This is a genomic window from Exiguobacterium sp. E17S (assembly GCF_057772545.1).
The window spans coordinates 944153-966147 of record NZ_JBYLRU010000001.1; the positions used below are offsets into that span (position 1 = coordinate 944153).

Sequence of the window (21995 nt, forward strand, 5' to 3'; positions counted from 1 at the left end):
ATCTTAATCGATTTGTAGCATGACCTCGACGCGTGCTACCTGTTCTTCTGGAAGACGTCGATATAGCGCTAAAGGTACGTCCTCTTCATTATAGACAGTAAACAGCTCGAATTCGACTGGAATGCTTGTCAGCTTTGCTCCGTTCAAGACACGTTGCGCTGTTGCTGCATCAACCGTCAATCGTGGCCATTTTTGGATGACGTGTTCGATCGGTAGGACGTGCTGCATCCGTTCTTCGACCGTCTCATACGATTCGAGTGTTTCGAGTGTGACGGTATCCGTCTCAGCAATCGCACCAGATCCTGTCCGGCGTAAGTCGCTCATGTGTGCCGCATAACCAAGTCGTTCTCCGATCTCGACTGCTAGCGTCCGGATATACGTCCCTTTCCCGCACGCGATATCGAGGCGGAATCGGCAGAGACCATCTTCGAACACAAGGTCCGATGTCCGTTCTAATCGATCGATGCGAACGATCCGGGTCGGTCGCTCGACTTCAATCCCTTTTCGTGCATATTCGTATAACTTCTTCCCGTTCACTTTGACTGCTGAATAATACGGTGGTGTCTGCTCGATCTCCCCTGTCAATGCGCTCAGGATATCAGCGATCGCCTCTTCAGTAATACTTCCGGGTTCGACCAGCGTTTCACGAACCGTCTCTCCGTGTGCATCTTCTGTCGTCGTTGCGAAGCCGATCGTCACTTCCGCCGCGTAACGTTTTCCTTCATCCGTGATGAAGCGGGCAAGCTTCGTCGCTCGACCGAGACAAATCGGTAAGACACCTGTTACTTCCGGGTCAAGCGTTCCTGTGTGTCCAACCTTTTTCGTCTGAAACAAACGACGTAGACGAAAGACACAATCATGACTCGTCATGCCGGCTGGTTTATCTAGTGGTAATACTCCGATGGGTTCCACGTGATGTCCTCCTTGAAAAAAGGCAACCACACGCGTGGTTGCCTTAGGTGTTAATCTTTGTTCAAATTCCGAAGCAACTCATCAATGCGTGATCCGTATTCGACAGAAGAATCGACCTCGAACAATAGTTCAGGTGTTTTCCGTAGACGAATCCGCGATCCGATTTCCTTACGCATGAAGCCTTTCGATTTTTCAAGACCGACGCGCGCATCCTCACGTGCTTTTTCGTCACCGAGGACCGAGTAGAAGATCGTCGCTTGTTGCAAGTCTCCTGTCACTTCGACACCTGTGACGGTAATCGGCTTGACGCGTGGATCCTTGACATCTTTGATGAGCAGTTGCGTAATTTCCTTACGCACCTGTTCGGCGACACGATTCGAGCGTAAACTCATGTTTGTTCCCTCCAGTTCGGAAGAATGGATTCCGTTCTGTTACTTCCGTTTGACTTCTTCCATGATGAACGCTTCGATGACATCATCAACTTTTATGTCATCATAACGTTCGATCTTAATTCCACACTCGTAACCAGCAGCGACTTCTTTGACATCATCTTTAAAGCGGCGAAGTGTATCGAGTTTTCCTTCGTAGATGACGATACTATCACGAACGACACGGACACCTGCATCACGCGTCAACTTACCTTCTGTGACATATCCACCTGCAATCGTACCGACTTTCGATACTTTGATGACATCGCGGACTTCAGCTTGACCGATGATTTTCTCGACGAACTCAGGATCAAGGAGACCTTTCATCGCTTGCTCGATTTCTTCAATCGCATTGTAGATGATCCGGTGAAGACGAATTTCGACTTTCTCCTGATCTGCCATTGATTTCGCGTTACCATCCGGACGAACGTTGAATCCGATGATGATCGCATTTGCTGCTGAGGCGAGGATGACATCACCTTCCGTGATTGCACCAACACCTGAGTGTACGATGTTAATTTTAACACCTTCGACATCAATTTTCTTCAATGAACCGGCTAAGGCTTCAACTGAACCTTGGACATCACCTTTGATGATGATGTTGAGGTCCTTGACTTCGCCTTCTTTAATGCGGTCAAAGAGATCTTCTAAGCTAACTTTCGCTGAATCGCGACGTTGTGCTTCGATTTCACGTTGGTAACGTGCTTCACCGATTTGGCGTGCTTTTTTCTCATCTTCGAATGCGAAGAATTGATCGCCCGCTTTCGGGACATCGTTTAAACCTGTGATTTCGATTGGCGTCGATGGACCGACTTCTTTGACACGACGACCGATATCGTTGACCATTGCCCGGATACGACCGAACGTGTGACCGACGACGATCGGGTCACCGACACGAAGTGTTCCGTGTTGGACGAGAAGGGTAGCGACAGGACCGCGTCCTTTATCGAGTTTCGCCTCGATGACTGTTCCGCGACCGTTCATGTCTGGTGTTGATTTGTATTCTTGAACTTCTGAAACGAGAAGGATCATCTCGAGCAATTCGTCGATACCGTCTCCTTTAAGAGCTGAAACGGGTACGAAGATCGTATCGCCACCCCAGTCTTCTGCAACGAGTTCGAACTCTGTCAATTCTTGTTTGACACGGTCAGGGTTTGCGCCTTCTTTATCCATCTTGTTGACCGCGACGATGATTGGAACGCCAGCTGCTTTCGCGTGGCTGATCGCTTCTTCCGTCTGCGGCATGACACCGTCATCTGCTGCAACGACGATGATCGCGATATCCGTGACATCTGCTCCACGTGCACGCATCGTTGTGAACGCCGCGTGACCTGGTGTATCGAGGAACGTGATCTTCTTGCCGTCGATCTCAACTTGGTAAGCACCGATGTGCTGCGTGATCCCGCCGGCTTCGCCTGCAGTGACCTTCGTGTTGCGGATCGAGTCGAGCAATGTCGTTTTACCGTGGTCGACGTGTCCCATGATCGTAACGACCGGTGGACGCTCAGACAATTCGTACTGGTCAAGGTTCAATTCGTATTGATCAAAGTCCGTCTCATCGACTTGGACTGTCTTTTCGACTTCAAAACCAAACTCTGTCGCGAGCAGTTCGACTGTTTCGTCATCAAGATCTTGGTTGATCGTCGCCATGACACCGAGACCCATCAATTTCATGATCAATTCATTCGGTTTTTTCGCCATTTTTTCAGCGAGTTCTCCGACTGTCAAGTTATCAGAGTATTGAACGACGTTTGCCATCGCCTCTTCTTGAGCCCGGCGAGCTGCTTTCCGTTGACTCGACTTCGAGTTCGGATCCGCTACTTCGAGTTTACGCGGTTCTGCTTTCTTTTGGTTCGGACGACGTTTGCCGCCACGGTTGTTACGGTTGCCGAATTCTGGGCGTCCGCCTTTGCTGTTACGTGATTGGTTACCTGCTGGTTTGTTTGTACTTCCTGGTCGGTTCGGTTTATTATCTGATTTCACTTGTTTTGGAGCCTCCGTCTTTTGAGCCCGATATTTCTCGGGATTAAATACTTGATCGAGTTGCTGTACTGTCTGTTCATCTAATACTGCCATATGATTCTTGACTGGTTTCTCCAGCTTTTCGAGCTGGGTGATGACCTGCTTACTTGTTACGTTTTGTTCCTTGGCGAATTCGTATACACGTTTACCCAAAGGATCCACCTCCAATTAGTCGTTCGAGAGGAGTTCAGTTAGCTTTTTCGCAAATCCGGCTTCATTGACTGACACGACAACACGCGCATCCTTTCCTAATGCTTGACCGAGAATCGTCCGGTCGGCGACTTCTAGGTAAGGAACCTGATAACTCGTACATTTATCTGTGACTTTCTTACGCGTGGCAGCCCCCGCATCTGCTGCTAAAAGAACAAGCTTCGCTTGTCCTCCTCGTACTTCTTTCAGTACGAGTTCTTCTCCCGTCGTCACTTTTCTAGCTCGATTCGCGAGACCGAGAAGGGATTCCCATTTACTCATTTGTACCTCCCGCGATTTCAAGCAATTCATCGTATAAGGCATCTGTCGTCTTGACCTTCAAATGATGATCAAGCGTCCGTTTTTTCTTCGCCGTCGCAATGACTGCCGCATCTTTCGATAAATAGGCACCTCGCCCATTCATCTTACCATTTAAATCGATGACGACCTCTTGTTCAGGTGTCCGGACGACACGAATTAATTCTTTTTTCGGTTTCATTTCTTGTGTGATGACACACTTACGTAATGGTACCTTTTTTTGCACAAATTATTCCTCGCCTTCGACTTGGACCGCTTCTACTGCCGGCTCTTCCGTCGCGAAGACATCTTCGAGATCCATTGCTTCCGCTTCAGACTCGCTCTTGATGTCGATTTTCCATCCTGTCAATTTCGCTGCGAGACGCGCGTTTTGACCACGTTTCCCGATTGCAAGCGACAATTGGAAATCCGGAACGACGACGATTGTCGCTTTCGCTGGTTCGTTGACATAGACCGCAACGACTTGAGCTGGGCTGAGTGCGTTCGCGACATATTCTTTCGGATCATCCGAGTAACGGACGATATCGATTTTTTCCCCGTTCAAATCATTGACGATGCGTTGAACACGCGCCCCTTTTTGTCCGACACATGCACCGACTGGATCGATGTCGTCCGCTGCGACTGCGATTTTCGAACGGTCGCCCGCTTCACGCGCCACAGACTTGACTTCGACTTCGCCACTTGAAATCTCTGGTACTTCGATTTCAAAGAGACGTTTTAAGAGACCTGGATGTGTCCGTGATACGAGAATCGATGCCCCTGATCCCTTGACCATCGGATCAACCTTCGTGACGTACACCTTGATGCGATCACGAATCCCGAAACGCTCGTTCGGCATTTGCTCGTGTGTCGTCAAGACAGCTTCGATACCTTCTAGGTTGACGTACAAGTTGCGTGCATCTTGACGCTCGACGATACCTGTCATGATCTCGTCTTCACGATCCGCGAAGTGATTGTAGATGCGTTCGCGTTCTGCTTCACGCATTTTTTGTGTGACGATCTGTTTCGCCGTTTGTGCTGCAACACGACCGAAGTCGCCTGGCGTCACTTCGACTTTATGGAAATCGCCGAGTTCATATGTCGGATCGATCTCGTGCGCTTCTTCAAGCGAAAGTTGCTCTTCTGGTTGTGTCAATCGTTCGACGACTTCCTTAAGCGCGAAGACACGGATGTCTCCTGTCTGCTGGTCGAATTCGACTTTTACAGCCTCCGATTCTTTTCCGAAGTTGCGTCGGTACGCTGAAATCAATGCCTGTTCGAGCGCATCGATGATGATGTTCTTGTCAATTTCCTTCTCTTTCGCGATTTGATTGATCGCCTCGAGTAACTGTGGTCCCATCGTTCTCTTCCTTTCCGTCAGAACATTACCGCAAGTCGCGCAAGTGAAATCTTGTCGACCGGTATCTCAATTTTCAATTTTCTTGTTTTGACACGCACTTCGATTTCAAGCATCTCAGGTGTGTACGCGAGCAACGTTCCTTCGAATTCAACCGCATTCTTTACTGGATCGTGCGTTTTGATGTACACATGTTTCCCAATCGCCTTTTCGAAGTCCTCGTCTTTCTTCAGTGGACGTTCCGCTCCTGGACTAGCGACGTCGAGGTAATACGGCTCGTCGATCGGATCATTGTCATTCAATGCTTCCGATAACTGTTCATTGATTTTGACGCAGTCTTCAAGATCTACGCCACCCTCTTTGTCGATGGAGACACGTAGGAACCAATCCGCCCCTTCTTTGACGAATTCAACGTCGACTAGCTCCATCCCCTCTCGTTCGACGATTGGTTTTGCGAGCGCTTCGACCTTTTCCGTTACGTTCGTCATCTTCATCCTCCTTCAAAAAACAAACAAGAAAGGAGCAGGTCCCCCTACTCCTTCCAAGTCGTAGTATAAAAAACATTTCCTCACTCAATATAGCATAGGAAAGCGCTCAAAGCAAGTGTTCCTAAGGGCTTACAAGTCGAACAAGGAGAGCTGATTCTCGTCCGGTAACCCTTCGAGACAGCCTAGGTTATCGAGCGTCTCAATGATCGATTTCGATAACTTAGCGCGTTTTTGGAGGTCTTCCTTCGAGAGGAATTCGCCGCCTTTACGTGCTTCGACGATCTGCTTCGCTGCATTCGTCCCGAGACCTGTCACGGCATTAAACGGTGGTAACAACGTATCTCCGTCAATGAGGAATTCCGTTGCACTTGAGCGGTAGAGATCGACCTTTTGGAACGTAAAGCCACGTTCGATCATCTCAAGCGCGATTTCAAGAACCGTATACAGCCCTTTATCCTTCGCCGTCGCTTCAAATCCTTTATCCTTGATGTCTTGCAAGACTTTGCGAACGGCAGCAGAGCCTTTATTCATCGCACCGATATCAAAGTCACCCGCACGAACCGTAAAGTACGAAGCGTAGTAATACATCGGATGATGGACTTTATAGTAGGCGATCCGGACGGCCATCAAGACGTAGGCGGCAGCGTGGGCTTTTGGGAACATGTACTTGATTTTTTTACAAGAATCGATATACCAAAGCGGTACGTCATTCTCGATCATCGCCTCTTCCATGTCAATCGAGAGTCCTTTCCCTTTTCGGACCGACTCCATGATTTTAAAGGCAAGCGACGGTTCAAGACCGGCGTAGATCAAGTAGACCATGATGTCATCTCGACAACCGATGACGTCTTTTAGTTCACATGTTCCGTTGTAAATCAATTCGCTGGCGTTTCCGAGCCAGACATCCGTTCCGTGCGAGAGTCCTGAAATCTGGACGAGCTCCGAGAACGTCGTCGGTTTCGTCTCTTCTAACATTTGGCGAACGAACTTCGTCCCAAACTCCGGAATACCAAGCGTTCCCGTTTTCGAATCAATCTGCTCCGGCGTTACGCCGATCGATTCCGTCGAACTGAAGATTTTCATGACTTCCGGGTCATCGACCGGAATTGTCTTCGGATCACGTCCTGATAAATCCTGTAGCATCCGGATCATCGTCGGGTCATCGTGACCGAGGATATCGAGTTTGAGTAAGTTATCGTGAATCGAGTGGAAGTCAAAGTGTGTCGTCTTCCATTCAGAACCCATATCGTCTGCCGGATACTGAATCGGACTGATATCGTAAATATCCATATAGTCTGGTACGACGATGATCCCACCCGGGTGTTGCCCAGTCGTCCGTTTGACACCGGTGACACCACTGACGAGACGATCGACTTCCGCATTCCGATACGTCAGCTCATTCTCCGACTGATACCCTTTGACGTAGCCATACGCCGTCTTCTCGGCGATTGTTCCGATTGTTCCGGCACGGTAGACGTAATCGTCACCGAACAGGACTTTCGTATAGGCATGTGCTTGCGGCTGATATTCTCCACTGAAGTTCAAATCGATATCCGGTACTTTATCCCCTTTAAATCCAAGGAACGTCTCGAACGGAATATCATGACCATCCTTAAACAATGGGATATCACATTTCGAACAAGACTTATCCGGTAAATCGAATCCCGAACCAACGGAACCGTCATCGAAGAACTCCGATTCCTTACAATTCGGACAGACATAATGCGGTGGTAATGGATTAACTTCCGTGATCTCGGTCATCGTCGCAACGAGACTTGATCCGACCGATCCCCGTGAACCAACTAAATAGCCGTCGTCGAGCGACTTTTTAACGAGTTTATGGGAAATCAGATAGATGACGGCGAATCCGTGACCGATGATCGACTTCAACTCTTTTTCGAGTCGGGCTTCGACGATCTCTGGTAACGTGTCACCGTAAATCCGGTGCGCCATATCGTACGACAAGTTTCGGACTTCTTCATCTGCCCCTTCGATCTTCGGTGTATAGAGGTCTTTTGGAATGATGTCGATGTTCTCGAACTGTTCCGCGACGGCTTGACTGTTCGTGATGACGAGACGTTCCGACACATCCGGTCCGAGGAACTTGAAGTCGTCCATCATTTCCTTCGTTGTCCGGAAGTGCGCCGGCGGCAATTGTTTTCGCATGTTCAGCATGTTCGCTCCACCTTGCGTCCGGATCAAAATCTCCCGGTACGTGGCATCATGTTGATCGAGGTAATGCACATTCCCTGTCGCGACTGGTAAAATATCATGTTCTTCCGCAACGCGGATGATCTTTTTAATCAGTTCGCGCAGTTCGAGTTCATTCTGAACGATTTCCCGTTCGATCAAATGTCCATACATCGCGGGTGGCTGAATCTCGATGAAATCATAGAACTGCATCACTTTCGCTAAATCTTCGTCCGACTTGTTCAAGGCGGCATCAAACACTTCGCCATTATCGCAAGCTGATCCAATGATCAATCCATCCCGGTGCGCGACGAGTTGCGAGCGCGGTGTGCGGACGACACGGTGCACGTGTTTCGTGTGAGCAATCGAAATCAATTGGTACAGATTCTTCAAGCCTGTCCGGTTCTTCGCATAGACCGTCGCGTGGTATGGTCGTGCCCGCGAGATATCTTTCCCCATCTCCCGGTTGAGCGAGGCGTGTGTCTTCATGTCGAACATCTCATCTGCCATTTGAAGCAATTTGACCATCAAATAGCCTGTCGCTTCCGCGTCATAGATGGCGCGGTGATGCTGTGTCAATTCGATGTCAAATCGTTTCGCGAGTGTGTTCAATCGGTGGTTTTTTAGCGTCGGCATCAAGACACGGGCTAGCTCAAGCGTATCAATGACCGGCAAGACCGATTCATCGTGTCCACCGGATCGTAGCGTCGCATTCAAGAATCCGATATCAAACGAAGCATTATGGGCAACGAGAATCGAGTCGCCGACCCAGTCCATGAATTCCTTGACGACTTGTTCCGGATCTGGTTTTCCCCGGACCATATCATCGGTGATCCCTGTCAAATCAATCGTTGTCGCCGACAACAGATGCTTCGGATCCGCGAATGCTTCGAACTTATCGATGATATCACCGTCGTGGATTTTGACGGCTGCAAGTTCGATGATCTTGTTGTACATCGCGGATAAACCAGTCGTCTCGACGTCAAAGACGACGAATGTCGCGTCATCTAAGTTACGTTCCACCGGATGATAGGCGACTTGCACCCCATCATCGACGACGTTCGCTTCGATTCCGTACAATACTTTGATATCGTTTTTCTTTCCGGCATAGTAGGCATCCGGGAAACTTTGTGCACCCGCGTGATCCGTGATCGCAACAGCAGGATGACCCCATTTCGCCGCGCGTTCAACGTATTTCGTCACGTTCATGACGGCGTCCATTTGACTCATTTGCGAGTGCGCATGTAACTCGACACGCTTCTCGCCTGCCCAAGGGTCAGCAGGGGCTTCCATCTTCACCTCTGACAGTTGGGCAATCATCATACAAAGATCGCGCAGGAACGTATCGAACTCAACGCGACCTGCCGCCTGAATCCACATGCCTTTTTTGATGGCTGAGAGGATCTTGACGTCTGTTTCGTCACGCGCGAACATCTTGACGACGAGGGAGTCCGTATAATCCGTCATCTTAAACGTAAAGATCGTCTTTCCACTTCGTAGTTCACGACTCTCTGCCGAGAAGACGAGACCACGGATCGCAATCCGTCGTTCCTCATCTTGGATCGTCTTAATCGGGACAATCTCATCTTGAATTGGTTTCCCGATCCGGATCTCAACCGGTCCTTCATCGTCATCCCGCGATTGTTCCCGCTTGAATTGCAACTCGAGCATCCGTTTTGCTTCTTCCATGTCTTCCTGTTTCACCTGATTGCGCAACGCTTCTTGTTTCGATTCGTTGATTTGAACAATCGGTTCACAGTTGAATTTCGGAAATCCGTAAGCACTGTAAAGTAACTGCAACTCTCCACATAAGCTACTTTTTAAGAATCCTGCTTCCGGTTCACTCCGGACCGGAATGAATAATTTCTGTTCTTTGAACTCCGGTAAGACCCGTCCAAGTTGTGTCCGCATCGCCGATGAGACATCTGCGAGATCCTGCACGACGTATGGCCAGTAATCATGATACAGGCGTTCGTCTGGTCGACCATCCGCGTATAGGATGACCTTGACTTCGGCGAATTGCTGATACCGACTTATCAAGCGACTCGTAAAGAGTTGATAGACGTTTTGTGGCAAAACCTGTGGCAAGCGGATCTCAAATGTCCAGGTTGCTTTTGCTTTATTGACGCGAAGCTTCTCAAGAACTGCTTCGTTAAAGTATTCTTCAATGATACCGTTCGGTAATTCCAAGTCACTCAGCAACAGTGACATGCGTTGTTGTGTATCCACTCGCAATTGTGCTGTCTGATCGCTTCACACCGTGACAGCAACTCCTCCTCCTCTTGCGGATTGCCCAAGGGGCGAATGGGTGTGAGACAAGAAAACAGTCACTTTATGAAAAGTGACCGTCTCCATTCTTTATTCTAAACCTTCATAGAGTGAACGAACAGCCTCAACGACTTGTTCTTGTCCAATTTCTTCTGCATCGCCACCACGACGGGCTTTTAATTCGACGATTCCTTCTGCCGCTTTTTTGCCGACGTTCAAGCGAACCGGTAGACCGATCAAATCCGCATCGGCGAATTTGACGCCTGCTCGTTCTTTCCGGTCGTCAAGTAGGACGCTAAAACCTGCAGCTGTCAACTCACGGTATAGTGTTTCTCCGAGTTCAAGCTGTTCCGCATTTTTACCATTGACGACGATCAAATGGACATCGTATGGTGCGATCGCTTTTGGCCAATGATCCCACGCTCATCATAATGCTGTTCGACGACTGCCGACAATGTCCGCGAGACACCGATGCCGTAACATCCCATGATGAGTGGTTGTGCTTTACCGCCTTCATCGAGGAAGGTCGCTCCCATTCCTTCAGAGTAACGTGTTCCGAGTTTGAAGACTTGACCGACTTCGATGCCACGTGCGAATTTAACGTTTCCGTTGCCGTCTGGTGACGCGTCACCTTCTTCAACGAAGCGCAAGTCTGTATATTCTGCTTCGAAATCACGACTTGGGTCGACATGGATATAATGCGTTTCCGCTTTGTTTGCACCACAGACAGCGTTCGTCAAGGCACGAATCGCGTAATCGGCGACGATCTTCATGTCTGCCCCGATTGGTCCGAGTGTTCCAGGCGTTGAGTGAAGCGCTGCTTCAATCTCTTCGTCGCTCGCCATCGTGATGTCGAGTGCTCCCAGATAGTTTTTCAACTTGATATCGTTGACTTCGTGATCGCCCCGGACGAGTGCCATGACAAGCCCTTGCTCCGTCTTGAAGATGACGGTCTTGATTGATTCGTTTGCTGGTAAATTCAGATGTGCGCTGACCGCTTCGATCGTCTTCGCATCTGCCGTATGCACTTCTTCAAGTGCTTCTGGTGCTTTGTCTTGCTTCGGATAGGCATCGATGGACTCTGCCATCTCTAAGTTCGCTGCATAATCCGATTGGTCCGAGTAGACGATCGTATCTTCACCGATTGCTGCTAACGCATGGAACTCATGTGTTCCACTACCACCAATCGCACCTGAGTCAGCGACGACTGGACGGAACTCAAGACCAACACGTGAGAAAATCCGCGAATACGTATCAAACATGTTTTGATACTCTTCGTCTAAGCTCTCTTGTGAAGAATGGAACGAATAAGCGTCCTTCATGATGAACTCACGACCACGTAATAAACCGAAACGTGGGCGACGTTCGTCACGGTACTTCATTTGAATCTGGAAGAGATTGACCGGTAACTTTTTGTACGAGTTCAATTCATCACGAACGATTGAAGTGATCAATTCCTCGTGCGTCGCTCCGAGCGCGAACCGGCGATCATGACGATCCGTCAAGCGCATTAATTCAGGTCCATAGATATCCCAGCGTCCTGTTTCTTCCCATAGTTCAGCTGGTTGAATCGCTGGCATCAGTAATTCTTGCGCACCCGCCGCTTCTAATTCCTCGCGAATGATCGTCTCGATGTTTGCGAGTACTCGTTTTGCGAGTGGTAGATACGAATAGATCCCAGCGGCATTTTGACGCATGAATCCTGCACGAAGCAAGAGTTGGTGACTGATGGCTTCTGCATCAGATGGTACTTCACGCAACGTTGGCATGAATAGTTTTGATTGTTTCATAATGAGTCACGAACTCCTTTGACTGAGTGATTAATTAAAAGAATTTTTGAATGTCGTTCCAAGTGACGACGAGCATGAGTAGCATCAAAAGCGCAAAACCGACGAAGTGAACCAATCCTTCTTTTTGAGGATCAACTGGTTTACCGCGTAAGGCTTCAAGGAAGAGGAACAACAATCGTCCTCCGTCAAGTGCTGGAAGTGGCAATAAGTTGAAGACTGCTAAGTTGACGGACAACAATGCTGTCCATGTCAATAGCATCGAGAACCCACTATCTGCGACCTGATCGGTCATTTTGACGATCCCGACTGGTCCTGATAATTGATCGACGCCAACGACACCCGTTACGAGATCTCCAACAGCTCCGACGATAAGCGTCGACATCCGCCATGTTTCTGAAACGCCCGTTTGTAGTGCTGTTCCGAATGATTTTTCTGTCTCATTCGTGACACCGATGATGCCAACCTTCTGTTCCCCTTGCTGTTGCACTTTTGGCGTGATCTCAGTTGTCGTCTCTTTTCCATCACGCTCATATTTTACTTCTGTCGCTTTCCCAGCACGATCTTGGAATCCAGCACGTAAATCCGTCCATTTTGCTGTATCCTGTCCGTTGACCGAGATAATCCGGTCACCTTCAACAAGTCCTGCTTGATCGGCAGGTGAACCTTTTTGTACTGTTCCGATGACGCTTTCCCCTGTCGGAGAACCATTATATAAGGCAAGACCGAATAAAATGACGAACGCAAGGACAAAGTTCATGAACGGTCCTGCAGCAATCGCAAGGACGCGTTTCCATACGGATTTCGAACCAAATGTGCGGTCATATGGCGCAATTTGTGTCCGTGTCTGACCTTCGACAAGAAATGCTGTCGGTGAGACAGGATAGCGAACCGATGTCTCGTCTTGTAATCCAACGAGTTCGAGTTGACGCAACAAGTCAATCCGCTCGACAGTAACGACTTGATCGACTTGTGGCTGATCCGCATCGAAATAAATCGTCTCGATGACGCCGTCCTTTAACTGTAATCCAACGGTTTGACCTGATTTGATCTCTACGAGTTCAGGTTCTTCACCCGCCATCTTGACGTAACCGCCAATCGGCAACAGGCGTACCGTATACAACGTCTCATTCTTAAACACTGAAAAGATCTTCGGTCCAAATCCAATCGCGAATTCCCGACAGAGAATACCTGCCCGCTTCGCCATTACGAGATGACCCCATTCATGGACGGCGACGAGTACACCGAACATCAGCACGATTGAAATAAAGGTCGTCATTACTTATCCCATCCTTAGTTAGCGAATGTAAGAGACGATACGAACTCACGCGCCCATCGATCAGCTTCAAGGATTTGATCCAAGGAAGGTTCGTCGATAAGCTCATGAGCTTGAAGCGCCGCCTCGACGCTCGCTTCGATTTCTAAAAAGCGAATGTCCCCTTTTAAGAAACGGTCCACCGCTTGTTCGTTCGCAGCATTGAGTACTGATGGCATCGATCCACCGGCTTGACCCGCTTCAAAAGCAAGTCGTAACAACGGATAACGATCAAATGATGCATCAGCAAAGTGTAAGCGTCCGATTTCCTTTAAGTTTAACCGTTCTCCCCCTTGGATTTCAAGGCGGGACGGATATGTAAGAGCGTACTGAATCGGTTCTCGCATGTCGGGCATACCAAGCTGAGCCATGACAGCTCCATCATTGAATTCGACCATCGAGTGGATGATGGATTCACGGTGAATGACGACATCGATATCCGCATAGTCGACATCAAATAACCAGTGCGCTTCAATGACTTCGAACCCTTTGTTCATCATCGTCGCCGAATCAATCGTGATTTTTGCTCCCATCGACCAGTTCGGATGCGCGAGTGCTTGTTCGACCGTCACGTCTGCCAGTTCTTCACGTGATTGATCACGGAAGCTTCCGCCTGACGCTGTCAAGATGATTTGACGCACATCTTCTCGCCGCTCCCCGTTCAAGCATTGGAAAATGGCCGCATGCTCACTATCGACTGGTAAAATCGTCACGTTTTTTTCGCGCGCGAGCTTCATGACAAGGTGCCCTGCCGTGACGAGTGTTTCTTTGTTCGCAAGACCAATCGTCTTACCCGCCTCGATCGCGGCAAGCGTTGGACGTAAGCCAACAGCTCCTACGACCGCTGTAATGACCGTATCGACTTCAGGATGCGTCACGACATCAAGCAACCCTTCTTCACCGATGACGATCGTCGGCTGATAGGTCAACTGTTGCTCGAGTTCTTGACGTGTTGCCTCATCTTGGACTCCGACAAGCATCGGTTGCAAACGATTCAACCACGGTACGGCGACCGTCGTGTTGCGACCAAATGCAAAACTCGTCAATTCAAAAAGATCTGGATTAGCCGCAATGACATCAAGCGTTTGCGTACCAATCGATCCCGTTCCACCGATGATACTGATTTTCTTCATAATGAAGCGCCTCCTCAAGCAAAGATATCGAGTACGACGAGGACCGTAAAGACGATCATCATGCTGTCGAACCGATCTAGAATACCACCATGACCCGGTAGCAACGTTCCAGAATCCTTCACACCATAATGGCGTTTGTAAGCGGACTGGACCAAGTCACCAAGTTGCCCAACGACGGCAACGATGATGGCAAGGACAATGACTTTCCCAAAACCGACTGTCGGTTCGATACTTTCGAACACGACACCGAGTAAGATGGCAAGTAATACGCCACCGACTGCCCCTTCAACGTCTTGTTCGGGCTGATTGACGGCCACAGTTTATTCTTACCAAATCGCTTCCCGACGAAGTACGCCCCTGAATCCGTAAACCAGATCAAGAGAATGATCAAGAGCGACCACGTTAATCCATGTTCGAGTAAGCGGATGTAGGCGAACGATGCAAAACCGACACCGACATAAACCGCAGTCAGCAGTAAAAAGGCGACATCATCGAACGTAAAGACATTTTTCGAAAACACGTTCCAAAAGAGACCGATCAATAAAATGATCATTGCCCAAGCGATTGGTGAAAGTCCGATTGGGAGTGTCCGATCGACTGCCTCTTCATAGATACCGACGAATGGTAATAATGTGCCGATCCCGAATAAAATCCGTGGAATGCGCGAGCCGCTCCATTGTCGCATCCGGACGAGCTCGGTATAACCGAGAATCGTTAGTACTGCCATAAACGCTAAAAAGGGAAGTCCACCGATGTACAAAAGCGCCAAAAAGATGGCGCCTGCCCATATCCCTGTGATAATCCGAGTTTTCATAAGCTAGTTCCTCATTTAATCAGACGCCGCCAAATCGGCGTGTCCGTTGATTGTAATCTTCAATTGCTGCCAAGAAAGCATCCCGACGAAACTCTGGCCACAAGACATCTGTAAAATAAAACTCTGCGTACGCCGCTTGCCAAAGTAAGAAGTTCGATAACCGTTGTTCGCCACTCGTTCGAATCACGAAATCGACATCGGTTACGGATCCTGTCATTAGCTCGCGCTCGATCGTCTCCGGTGTAATCGCATCCGGTGACAATGTTCCTGCCTGAACCTGTGCGCCCAGTTTTTGCATGACTTGTACGAGCTCATCGCGTCCTCCATAATTCAGAGCGAAAATCAGACGAAGTCCTGTATTGTGTTGCGTATCCAGTTTCGCTTGTTCCACTGCCTCACGTGTGAAATGAGGGAGGCGTGACACTTCTCCTGCTACCTCGACTTTGACATTTTGCGCGTCTAACTCTTTTAAATCCGACTCTAAAAATTGTGCCGGTAGCTTCATGAGAAAACTCACTTCTTCTTCCGGACGCGTCCAATTCTCCGTCGAGAAGGCGTATAATGTCAGACTCTTAACGCCGAGTTCATTTGCAACCCGAACGACCTCACGAATCGATTTCATGCCTTCGCGATGTCCCATGATACGCGGAAGTCCGCGTTTTTGTGCCCATCTACCGTTTCCATCCATGATGATAGCGACGTGCTCAGGCACCCGGTCATAGGTTTCGGTTTCTTTCGTCTGATTCAACCATTGAAACATCCGCACTTCCTCCTCTCTCAATTATGAAGAAAGGGACTCTTCGTGTGACAAAGAGTCCCCCCCATGACGATCCGTCGCGTCATACTTCCATGATTTCTTGTTCTTTTTCCGTTGCTGTCTGATCAAGTTGTTTAACGAACTTGTCTGTCAACGTCTGAACATCTTCTGTGTATCCACGCAAATCATCTTCTGTCAATGCACCATCTTTTTCTTGTTTCTTTAACTGCTCGTTCGTATCACGACGAATGTTACGGAGGGCAACCTTACCTTCTTCCGTATACTTCTTGACGAGTTTGACGAGTTCCTTCCGGCGCTCTTCCGTTAGTGGTGGAATCGCAAGACGGATGACCGTACCATCAGATGATGGCGCAAGACCAAGATCAGCACGTTGAATCGCTTTTTCAATCTCGCTGACCATTGATTTATCCCATGGAGTGATCAAGATCAGACGTGCTTCTGGTGTGTTGACGTTCGCTACTTGATTGAGCGGTGTCGGTGCACCGTAGTATTCGACTTGAACGGGATCTAAAATCGCAACGTTCGCACGACCGGCGCGGAGTGTCGCAAGTTCTTTCTTAAGTGAAAGATGTGCTTTTTCCATCCGTTCTTCGGCTTGTTTTAAGATTTCTTTTGACATATTATTTCCCCCTTACGATTGTCCCGATTTCGTCACCGATGACGACACGTTTGATGTTACCTTCTTCCATCAACGAGAAGACGATGAGCGGGATGTCATTGTCCATACAAAGTGAAGTTGCTGTAGAATCCATGACTTGAAGTCCATCCTTTAAGACATCCAAGTAAGAGAGCGTTTCGAATTTCTTCGCTTCTGGATCAACATTCGGGTCAGCTGAGTAGACACCATCGACGTTGTTTTTCGCCATCAAGATGACCTCTGCTTCAATTTCAGCTGCACGAAGAGCAGCTGTCGTATCTGTTGAGAAGTACGGGTTCCCTGTACCTGCTGCAAAGATGACGACACGTCCTTTTTCGAGGTGACGCATCGCACGGCGACGAATGTACGGTTCTGCTACTTGGCGCATCTCGATTGATGTTTGAACACGTGTTTCAACACCTACATCTTCTAAGCTGTCTTGAAGCGCAAGCGAGTTCATGACTGTCGCTAACATCCCCATATAATCGGCGTTGGCCCGGTCCATCCCAAGTTCTGCACCTGTTTTGCCACGCCAAATGTTTCCAGCTCCGACGACGACCGCTACTTCAACGTTCAATTCAACTAATTCGCGAATCTGTTCCGAGATAGATTTGACGATGACAGGATTGATCCCAAACCCTTGATCTCCTGCGAGCGCTTCTCCGCTCAATTTTAACACAATCCGGTTATATTTCGGTTGCATGACTATGTCCCCCTTGCTAAATTCCGTAAAAAAGGAACACGAACCACTTCCACACGAAAGTGGATTGAAGCATACGTGTTCCTTCTCTTGTCATCAGGATGATCCCGATTCTTATTTTTTAAGTTGGTTCATAACTTCTTCAGCGAAGTTCTCTTCGCGTTTTTCCATACCTTCTCCAACTTCGAAGCGTACGAATGACACGACTTTACCGCCTTTAGATTCTACATATTTACCAACTTTGAAGTCTGGATCCTTGACGAACGTTTGATCGACGAGGCAGATTTCCTCGAAGAACTTGTTCATACGACCAACGATCATTTTTTCAACGATGTTAGCTGGTTTTCCTTCGTTCAATGCTTGCTCAGTGAGGACTTTTTCTTCACGTGCTTTTTCTTCTTCTGTGACAGAAGTACGGTCAACGTAAAGTGGACGTGCTGCTGCAATGTGCATTGCAACGTCTTTTGCAACTGTTTCGTCTGTCGTACCTTCGATGACGACGACTGAACCGATGCGTCCACCCATGTGGAGGTAAGAACCGAAGACTGCATCATCTGCTTTTGTGAAGAGCGCTACGCGACGGAGTGAGATTTTCTCTCCGATTGTTGAAGCTTCTTCTGAGATGTATGTGTCGATTGTTTTACCTGCTTCGTATTCAGAAGCAAGAGCAGCTTCTGCTGTCTCAGAACCGTTACGGAGAACAGCGTCTGCGATGTTTTGAACGAGTGTTTGGAAACGTTCGTTTTTCGCAACGAAGTCTGTTTCTGAGTTGATTTCGACGAGTGCCGCTTTGTTGCCGTCAACTGCAACTGCAGTCAACCCTTCAGCTGCAATACGATCGCCTTTTGCTGCTGCTTTAGCGATCCCTTTTTCACGCAAGAAATCTACTGCTGCGTTCATGTCACCGTCAGTTTCAACGAGTGCTTTTTTGCAGTCGAGCATCCCTGCACCTGTTTTTTCACGAAGTTCTTTAACCATTGCTGCTGTAATAGCCATTCGATATTCCTCCTTATAACATCCTTAGTTTCAAAAAAAAGGTGATAAAAGGTCGATTCCCTTTATCACCTGGCATCACGAATTACTCAGCGTCTGCTACTACTTCTTCAGTAGTTTCAGGTGCTACGTTATCTTCGCCTTGTTTAACTTCGAGGATTGCGTCAGCCATTTTACCAGTGAGCAATTTGACTGCACGGATCGCATCGTCGTTCGCTGGGATGACGTAGTCGATTTCGTCTGGATCACAGTTAGTATCAACAATCGCAACGATTGGGATGTTGAGTTTGTGTGCTTCTGCAATCGCGATACGCTCTTTGCGTGGGTCAACGATGAAGAGTGCATCCGGAACGCCTGGCATATCTTTGATACCGCCGAGGAATTTCTCAAGACGAGTCATTTCTTTTTTAAGAATGATGACTTCTTTTTTAGGAAGAACTTCGAATGTACCGTTCTCTTCCATTTTTTCGAGTTGTTTCAAACGGTTGATACGTTTTTTGATTGTAGAGAAGTTCGTGAGAGTTCCACCCAACCAACGTTCGTTGATGAAGTATTGACCTGCACGGATCGCTTCTTCTTTCACAGTGTCTTGAGCTTGTTTTTTCGTACCAACGAAAAGAACGTTTCCGCCTTCAGACGCTACTTCACGGATGAAGTTGTATGCTTCGTCTACTTTTTTGACCGTTTTTTGAAGGTCGATGATGTAGATTCCGTTCCGTTCTGTGAAGATGTATTTTGCCATTTTTGGGTTCCAACGGCGTGTTTGGTGACCGAAGTGTACACCAGCTTCTAACAATTGTTTCATCGAAATTACTGCCATGATGAATTCCTCCTTTTGGGTTTTGGATGTCCTCCGCGATGATCGTCTGTCCAGCTAACCTATTAAAGGCACCGCAGCTGGCGATACATGCGTGCGTAATTAACACCGTAGACTAATATAGCATAAAGATTACCGAGGGGCAACCTTCGTTTGATGAGAAAGTTTAGCAATCAAAGCAACCTCGCCCGTCCCCCGATTCAAAGACCGTGCAAGCGTCTCAAGATCCGCTCCTTCTCGTAGCGCCTGCTTGACATCTGTTAACGGTGGTTCTTGTGAAATGGATTGTTCAATTTCGACGGTTTCCGATTTCTCGTAAGTAGCCGCCTCCACCATTTGTGGAGACGCATCCGGTACTTGATCAACCTGTTCGTTCGCTACATTTACGGATGTCTCCGTCATGGCGTTGACGTTCTCCATGAAATGAAGCAACACTTGTTCCGTCTCATTCTTTTCACGTTCCAACCGTGTAATTCGGTTTTTGAGCGCTGCCTGCTGGCGAAACAACACCAGCAGCGCATAACAGACTAAAGCAGCTAATAAAATATAAACGACAGTCATAATTCTTCCTTTCACATGGCGACACGATCTGCTAAGTAGGCACTTCCGAGCGCATTCTTCAACTTACGAAGCGCTTTTGAATGGATTTGTGAAATACGGGAAGTCGAGAGCCCGAGGACTTCACCAATTTCCGTAAGCGTCAATTCTTCATAATAGAACAACGAGACGACAAGTTGTTCTTTTTCGGATAGTCCTTCGACTTCCTCTGCCAGTTTAGCGATCAACTCCCGCATTAATAACATATCTTCCGGTGTAGCAGTATCTGGATCTAAATAGGAGACGGTCATCGCCTTCCCCTCATCCTGTAGCGTGACTGCTTCATCGATCGATAATACATTCGCAAAATAGCTTTCTGCTAAAGCACCCTTGACCTCGTCCGGTGTCATGTCGACGATGGAAGAGACTTCGTCTAATGTCGGCGTCCGTTGCAAAGATTGTTCAAGGATCTCGACGGCTGCCTCGACCCGTTTTGCTTTTTCCCGTAAGGAACGTGGTAACCAATCGATTTTACGAAGCCCATCTAAAATAGCTCCTCGAATCCGAAAGGCGGCATACGTGTCGAATTTATTATTATGATTTTGATCGAATTTTTGAAGCGCATCGTACAATCCCATCATCCCTAAACTTTTCAACTCGTCTCGATCGACACTTTTAGGCAACGTCGCACTTAAACGCTGAACGTGGTATTGAACAAGTGGTTCATAATTGTGAAGTAACAGGTCTGCCACCGCAATATCGCGTGTGGTCAGCCATCGATCCCAAAGTTGTTGTAATTCCTCACGCATGACCATTCCTCCTCTAGATTTCCAGCGTCCCGACATTCACCGTCCGGATGACGAGACGCCCTGATTGTGAGTGGAACTCGATCGTTCGTCCATTCGTGCCGCCAACATCTTCGGCAACGAGTGGAATTTTGACTTGTTGAAGCATTGCTTTGACCGCAGCGATGTTTCGCTCACCAATCCGCATTGATTCATGTTCATACTTAAATTGAAACATCTGAGCCCCTCCCGCAATCTTCGCACGTAATCGGATGGCTCCACTTGCTCGTAATTCGCGGGCTACCTCTAGAATTGCCGTATCCGCGAACTTTCCGACTTCAAGCTCCCGATTCCGACTGATCGCTGAATCAGGCAACATGACATGCGCCATACTCGATAACCCTCGTTCCTGGTCATAGATGACAACGCCTACGCACGATCCAAGACCCGCTGTCCGTAAAATGACGGGGCGTTTACTGATGGCGTACTCCGCAATCCCAATCCGTACGATTTCATCCATTCAAGTCCACACCCAATCGTTCGAAGACCGTCTGAAAGGCGTTCGCTTCAGGCAACAAAAGTAAATGTCCGGTCAAATCGTTTCCTGCACTAGACAAGTGCGTGTCGATATAGACAGCCATATTGCCTGGAGTCGTAGATTCAAGTAAGGCTACTTCAAGTAACGCACCAACCATATCAAACGCTGATGCAGGAACACTGACATGTAACGATAAATCAAGCCAATCGGAGATAGCCCGAGCATATGCTCCTATTAAAATATTCCCAATTTCTTCCCAAGCAGAAACCCCCATTTCGTGGGAATCGGAAAAAAGTGGAATTCCGTCTGCATCAATTGGCTCACGAGCTTCTCTGCATCACGAAGTGGCATCAAAAAAAGTAACGTCGCTTGAATATCGCCAGAAAAACGTAACAATGCACCAGCGGTATACGTTTCCGCTCCTCCACTTCGCTCGATGATCGTCGTGAAATCCTCAAGTTCAGCGGAAGGTACCTCGATCTCAATCGGTTGTCCAAGTAAGGTCGAAAGTGCTGTCGCTGCGTGACCAGCTCCAATGTTGCCGACTTCCCGTAAAATGTCCCGTTCGTTTGGATTAAGCATGAACGATGTCCTCAAATAAGCGATTCGGTTCAATCAACGAAAATAATTGCTGATCGCCTTTTGCGACTGCAGTCAAATACGAGGCATCCTCCTGCTTTTGTTCACTGAGCGGTTCAATCCGAACATCCGTTGATTCGACGACTTCGTTTGCCCGGTCGACGATGAATCCAGCGTCCCCATGCTCCAAAGTGGCGATGATGATACGTGTTTCTTCCGTTTCTTCCATTAATTCGAATCCAAGACGGGCACGCAGGTCAATCACGGGGGTGACGACACCTCGCAAATTGATGACTCCTTTGACATAAGATGCAGCGTTCGGAATCCGTGTGATCGGGATGAGCCGTTCGATTGAACGAACAGACTGTACATCAATACCGTATGCATTATCTTCTAATTGAAAAACAACCCATTTTTGTTCCATCTTCGTT

At 48.2% G+C, this 21995-nt stretch carries 21 protein-coding genes and 2 pseudogenes; all 23 read right to left on the reverse strand.

The genetic code is table 11. The features are described 5' to 3' along the window. Positions 1 to 3: 3 nt before the first annotated feature. Positions 4 to 912 carry a tRNA pseudouridine(55) synthase TruB gene (gene truB / locus AC3B4V_RS04965; protein ID WP_133207494.1) on the reverse strand — a complete coding sequence of 303 codons (909 nt, stop codon included), beginning with the start codon at positions 910 to 912 and terminating at the stop codon, positions 4 to 6. Positions 913 to 962: 50 nt separating this feature from the next. Continuing rightward, positions 963 to 1304, reverse strand: coding sequence for a 30S ribosome-binding factor RbfA (gene rbfA, locus AC3B4V_RS04970; protein WP_488377926.1), 342 nt, complete (start codon positions 1302 to 1304; stop codon positions 963 to 965). A gap of 39 nt (positions 1305 to 1343) precedes the next feature. Further along, positions 1344 to 3515, reverse strand: coding sequence for a translation initiation factor IF-2 (gene infB, locus AC3B4V_RS04975; RefSeq protein ID WP_050677459.1), 2172 nt, complete (start codon positions 3513 to 3515; stop codon positions 1344 to 1346). Between the two features lie 15 nt (positions 3516 to 3530). Continuing rightward, the gene (locus AC3B4V_RS04980; protein ID WP_023468681.1) at positions 3531 to 3833 is read right to left on the reverse strand and encodes a YlxQ family RNA-binding protein; all 303 of its coding nucleotides are present in this window, start codon (positions 3831 to 3833) and stop codon (positions 3531 to 3533) included. Beyond that, positions 3826 to 4095, reverse strand: coding sequence for an RNase P modulator RnpM (rnpM, locus tag AC3B4V_RS04985; protein WP_023468682.1), 270 nt, complete (start codon positions 4093 to 4095; stop codon positions 3826 to 3828). Before rnpM ends, AC3B4V_RS04980 begins: the two co-directional genes overlap by 8 nt. Positions 4096 to 4098: 3 nt before the next feature. After that, positions 4099 to 5208: a transcription termination factor NusA gene (nusA, locus tag AC3B4V_RS04990; RefSeq protein WP_023468683.1), complete on the reverse strand. Its 1110-nt coding sequence runs from the start codon at positions 5206 to 5208 to the stop codon at positions 4099 to 4101. Between the two features lie 17 nt (positions 5209 to 5225). Further along, entirely contained in the window at positions 5226 to 5693 is a 468-nt protein-coding gene (gene rimP / locus AC3B4V_RS04995; protein WP_023468684.1) for a ribosome maturation factor RimP, read from the reverse strand. Between the two features lie 129 nt (positions 5694 to 5822). Further along, positions 5823 to 10112, reverse strand: a complete 4290-nt coding sequence (locus AC3B4V_RS05000; RefSeq protein WP_050677665.1) for a PolC-type DNA polymerase III — start codon at positions 10110 to 10112, stop codon at positions 5823 to 5825. A gap of 129 nt (positions 10113 to 10241) precedes the next feature. Further along, positions 10242 to 11941: pseudogene (locus AC3B4V_RS05005) on the reverse strand (proline--tRNA ligase). A gap of 34 nt (positions 11942 to 11975) precedes the next feature. After that, positions 11976 to 13217, reverse strand: coding sequence for an RIP metalloprotease RseP (rseP, locus tag AC3B4V_RS05010; protein ID WP_023468687.1), 1242 nt, complete (start codon positions 13215 to 13217; stop codon positions 11976 to 11978). Positions 13218 to 13231: 14 nt separating this feature from the next. Then, on the reverse strand, positions 13232 to 14386 hold the full coding sequence (locus AC3B4V_RS05015) for a 1-deoxy-D-xylulose-5-phosphate reductoisomerase (protein ID WP_058704866.1): 1155 nt from the start codon (positions 14384 to 14386) through the stop codon (positions 13232 to 13234). A gap of 14 nt (positions 14387 to 14400) precedes the next feature. Then, positions 14401 to 15200, reverse strand: a pseudogene (locus tag AC3B4V_RS05020) (phosphatidate cytidylyltransferase). Positions 15201 to 15219: 19 nt separating this feature from the next. Next, complete coding sequence (gene uppS / locus AC3B4V_RS05025) at positions 15220 to 15960, reverse strand: undecaprenyl pyrophosphate synthase (protein WP_029342046.1); 741 nt, start codon at positions 15958 to 15960, stop codon at positions 15220 to 15222. A gap of 79 nt (positions 15961 to 16039) precedes the next feature. Next, entirely contained in the window at positions 16040 to 16597 is a 558-nt protein-coding gene (gene frr / locus AC3B4V_RS05030) for a ribosome recycling factor (protein WP_058704863.1), read from the reverse strand. 1 nt (position 16598) lies between these two features. After that, a complete protein-coding gene (gene pyrH / locus AC3B4V_RS05035) occupies positions 16599 to 17318 on the reverse strand; it encodes a UMP kinase (protein ID WP_029342047.1) in 720 nt (239 codons plus the stop codon). A 111-nt stretch (positions 17319 to 17429) separates the two neighbouring features. Beyond that, the gene (gene tsf / locus AC3B4V_RS05040; protein ID WP_023468693.1) at positions 17430 to 18311 is read right to left on the reverse strand and encodes a translation elongation factor Ts; all 882 of its coding nucleotides are present in this window, start codon (positions 18309 to 18311) and stop codon (positions 17430 to 17432) included. An 82-nt stretch (positions 18312 to 18393) separates the two neighbouring features. Then, the gene (gene rpsB / locus AC3B4V_RS05045) at positions 18394 to 19128 is read right to left on the reverse strand and encodes a 30S ribosomal protein S2 (protein ID WP_012370721.1); all 735 of its coding nucleotides are present in this window, start codon (positions 19126 to 19128) and stop codon (positions 18394 to 18396) included. A 129-nt stretch (positions 19129 to 19257) separates the two neighbouring features. Beyond that, positions 19258 to 19686: a hypothetical protein gene (locus AC3B4V_RS05050; protein ID WP_326187634.1), complete on the reverse strand. Its 429-nt coding sequence runs from the start codon at positions 19684 to 19686 to the stop codon at positions 19258 to 19260. Positions 19687 to 19697: 11 nt separating this feature from the next. Continuing rightward, positions 19698 to 20471 carry a FliA/WhiG family RNA polymerase sigma factor gene (locus tag AC3B4V_RS05055; protein WP_047393832.1) on the reverse strand — a complete coding sequence of 258 codons (774 nt, stop codon included), beginning with the start codon at positions 20469 to 20471 and terminating at the stop codon, positions 19698 to 19700. A 13-nt stretch (positions 20472 to 20484) separates the two neighbouring features. Further along, positions 20485 to 20967: a chemotaxis protein CheD gene (locus tag AC3B4V_RS05060; RefSeq protein WP_029342052.1), complete on the reverse strand. Its 483-nt coding sequence runs from the start codon at positions 20965 to 20967 to the stop codon at positions 20485 to 20487. Continuing rightward, positions 20960 to 21259 (reverse strand): hypothetical protein, encoded by a 300-nt coding sequence (locus AC3B4V_RS05065; protein WP_488377927.1) that lies wholly within the window; start codon positions 21257 to 21259, stop codon positions 20960 to 20962. Before AC3B4V_RS05065 ends, AC3B4V_RS05060 begins: the two co-directional genes overlap by 8 nt. Further along, positions 21220 to 21567 (reverse strand): chemotaxis protein CheC, encoded by a 348-nt coding sequence (locus AC3B4V_RS05070; protein ID WP_488377928.1) that lies wholly within the window; start codon positions 21565 to 21567, stop codon positions 21220 to 21222. Before AC3B4V_RS05070 ends, AC3B4V_RS05065 begins: the two co-directional genes overlap by 40 nt. Next, positions 21560 to 21988, reverse strand: coding sequence for a chemotaxis protein CheW (locus AC3B4V_RS05075; protein WP_029342054.1), 429 nt, complete (start codon positions 21986 to 21988; stop codon positions 21560 to 21562). Before AC3B4V_RS05075 ends, AC3B4V_RS05070 begins: the two co-directional genes overlap by 8 nt. Positions 21989 to 21995: the final 7 nt, after the last annotated feature.

Excerpts from the sequence above, each read along its gene's own strand:
- rbfA (WP_488377926.1), bottom strand. The coding sequence starts at position 1,304 with ATGAGTTTACGCTCGAATCGTGTCGCCGAACAGGTGCGTAAGGAAATT.
- AC3B4V_RS04980 (WP_023468681.1), bottom strand. The coding sequence starts at position 3,833 with ATGAGTAAATGGGAATCCCTTCTCGGTCTCGCGAATCGAGCTAGAAAA.
- nusA (WP_023468683.1), bottom strand. The coding sequence starts at position 5,208 with ATGGGACCACAGTTACTCGAGGCGATCAATCAAATCGCGAAAGAGAAG.
- rimP (WP_023468684.1), bottom strand. The coding sequence starts at position 5,693 with ATGACGAACGTAACGGAAAAGGTCGAAGCGCTCGCAAAACCAATCGTC.
- rseP (WP_023468687.1), bottom strand. The coding sequence starts at position 13,217 with ATGACGACCTTTATTTCAATCGTGCTGATGTTCGGTGTACTCGTCGCC.
- AC3B4V_RS05015 (WP_058704866.1), bottom strand. The coding sequence starts at position 14,386 with ATGAAGAAAATCAGTATCATCGGTGGAACGGGATCGATTGGTACGCAA.
- uppS (WP_029342046.1), bottom strand. The coding sequence starts at position 15,960 with ATGTTTCAATGGTTGAATCAGACGAAAGAAACCGAAACCTATGACCGG.
- frr (WP_058704863.1), bottom strand. The coding sequence starts at position 16,597 with ATGTCAAAAGAAATCTTAAAACAAGCCGAAGAACGGATGGAAAAAGCA.
- pyrH (WP_029342047.1), bottom strand. The coding sequence starts at position 17,318 with ATGCAACCGAAATATAACCGGATTGTGTTAAAATTGAGCGGAGAAGCG.
- tsf (WP_023468693.1), bottom strand. The coding sequence starts at position 18,311 with ATGGCTATTACAGCAGCAATGGTTAAAGAACTTCGTGAAAAAACAGGT.
- rpsB (WP_012370721.1), bottom strand. The coding sequence starts at position 19,128 with ATGGCAGTAATTTCGATGAAACAATTGTTAGAAGCTGGTGTACACTTC.
- AC3B4V_RS05050 (WP_326187634.1), bottom strand. The coding sequence starts at position 19,686 with ATGACTGTCGTTTATATTTTATTAGCTGCTTTAGTCTGTTATGCGCTG.
- AC3B4V_RS05055 (WP_047393832.1), bottom strand. The coding sequence starts at position 20,471 with ATGCGTGAGGAATTACAACAACTTTGGGATCGATGGCTGACCACACGC.
- AC3B4V_RS05060 (WP_029342052.1), bottom strand. The coding sequence starts at position 20,967 with ATGGATGAAATCGTACGGATTGGGATTGCGGAGTACGCCATCAGTAAA.
- AC3B4V_RS05065 (WP_488377927.1), bottom strand. The coding sequence starts at position 21,259 with ATGGGGGTTTCTGCTTGGGAAGAAATTGGGAATATTTTAATAGGAGCA.
- AC3B4V_RS05070 (WP_488377928.1), bottom strand. The coding sequence starts at position 21,567 with ATGCTTAATCCAAACGAACGGGACATTTTACGGGAAGTCGGCAACATT.
- AC3B4V_RS05075 (WP_029342054.1), bottom strand. The coding sequence starts at position 21,988 with ATGGAACAAAAATGGGTTGTTTTTCAATTAGAAGATAATGCATACGGT.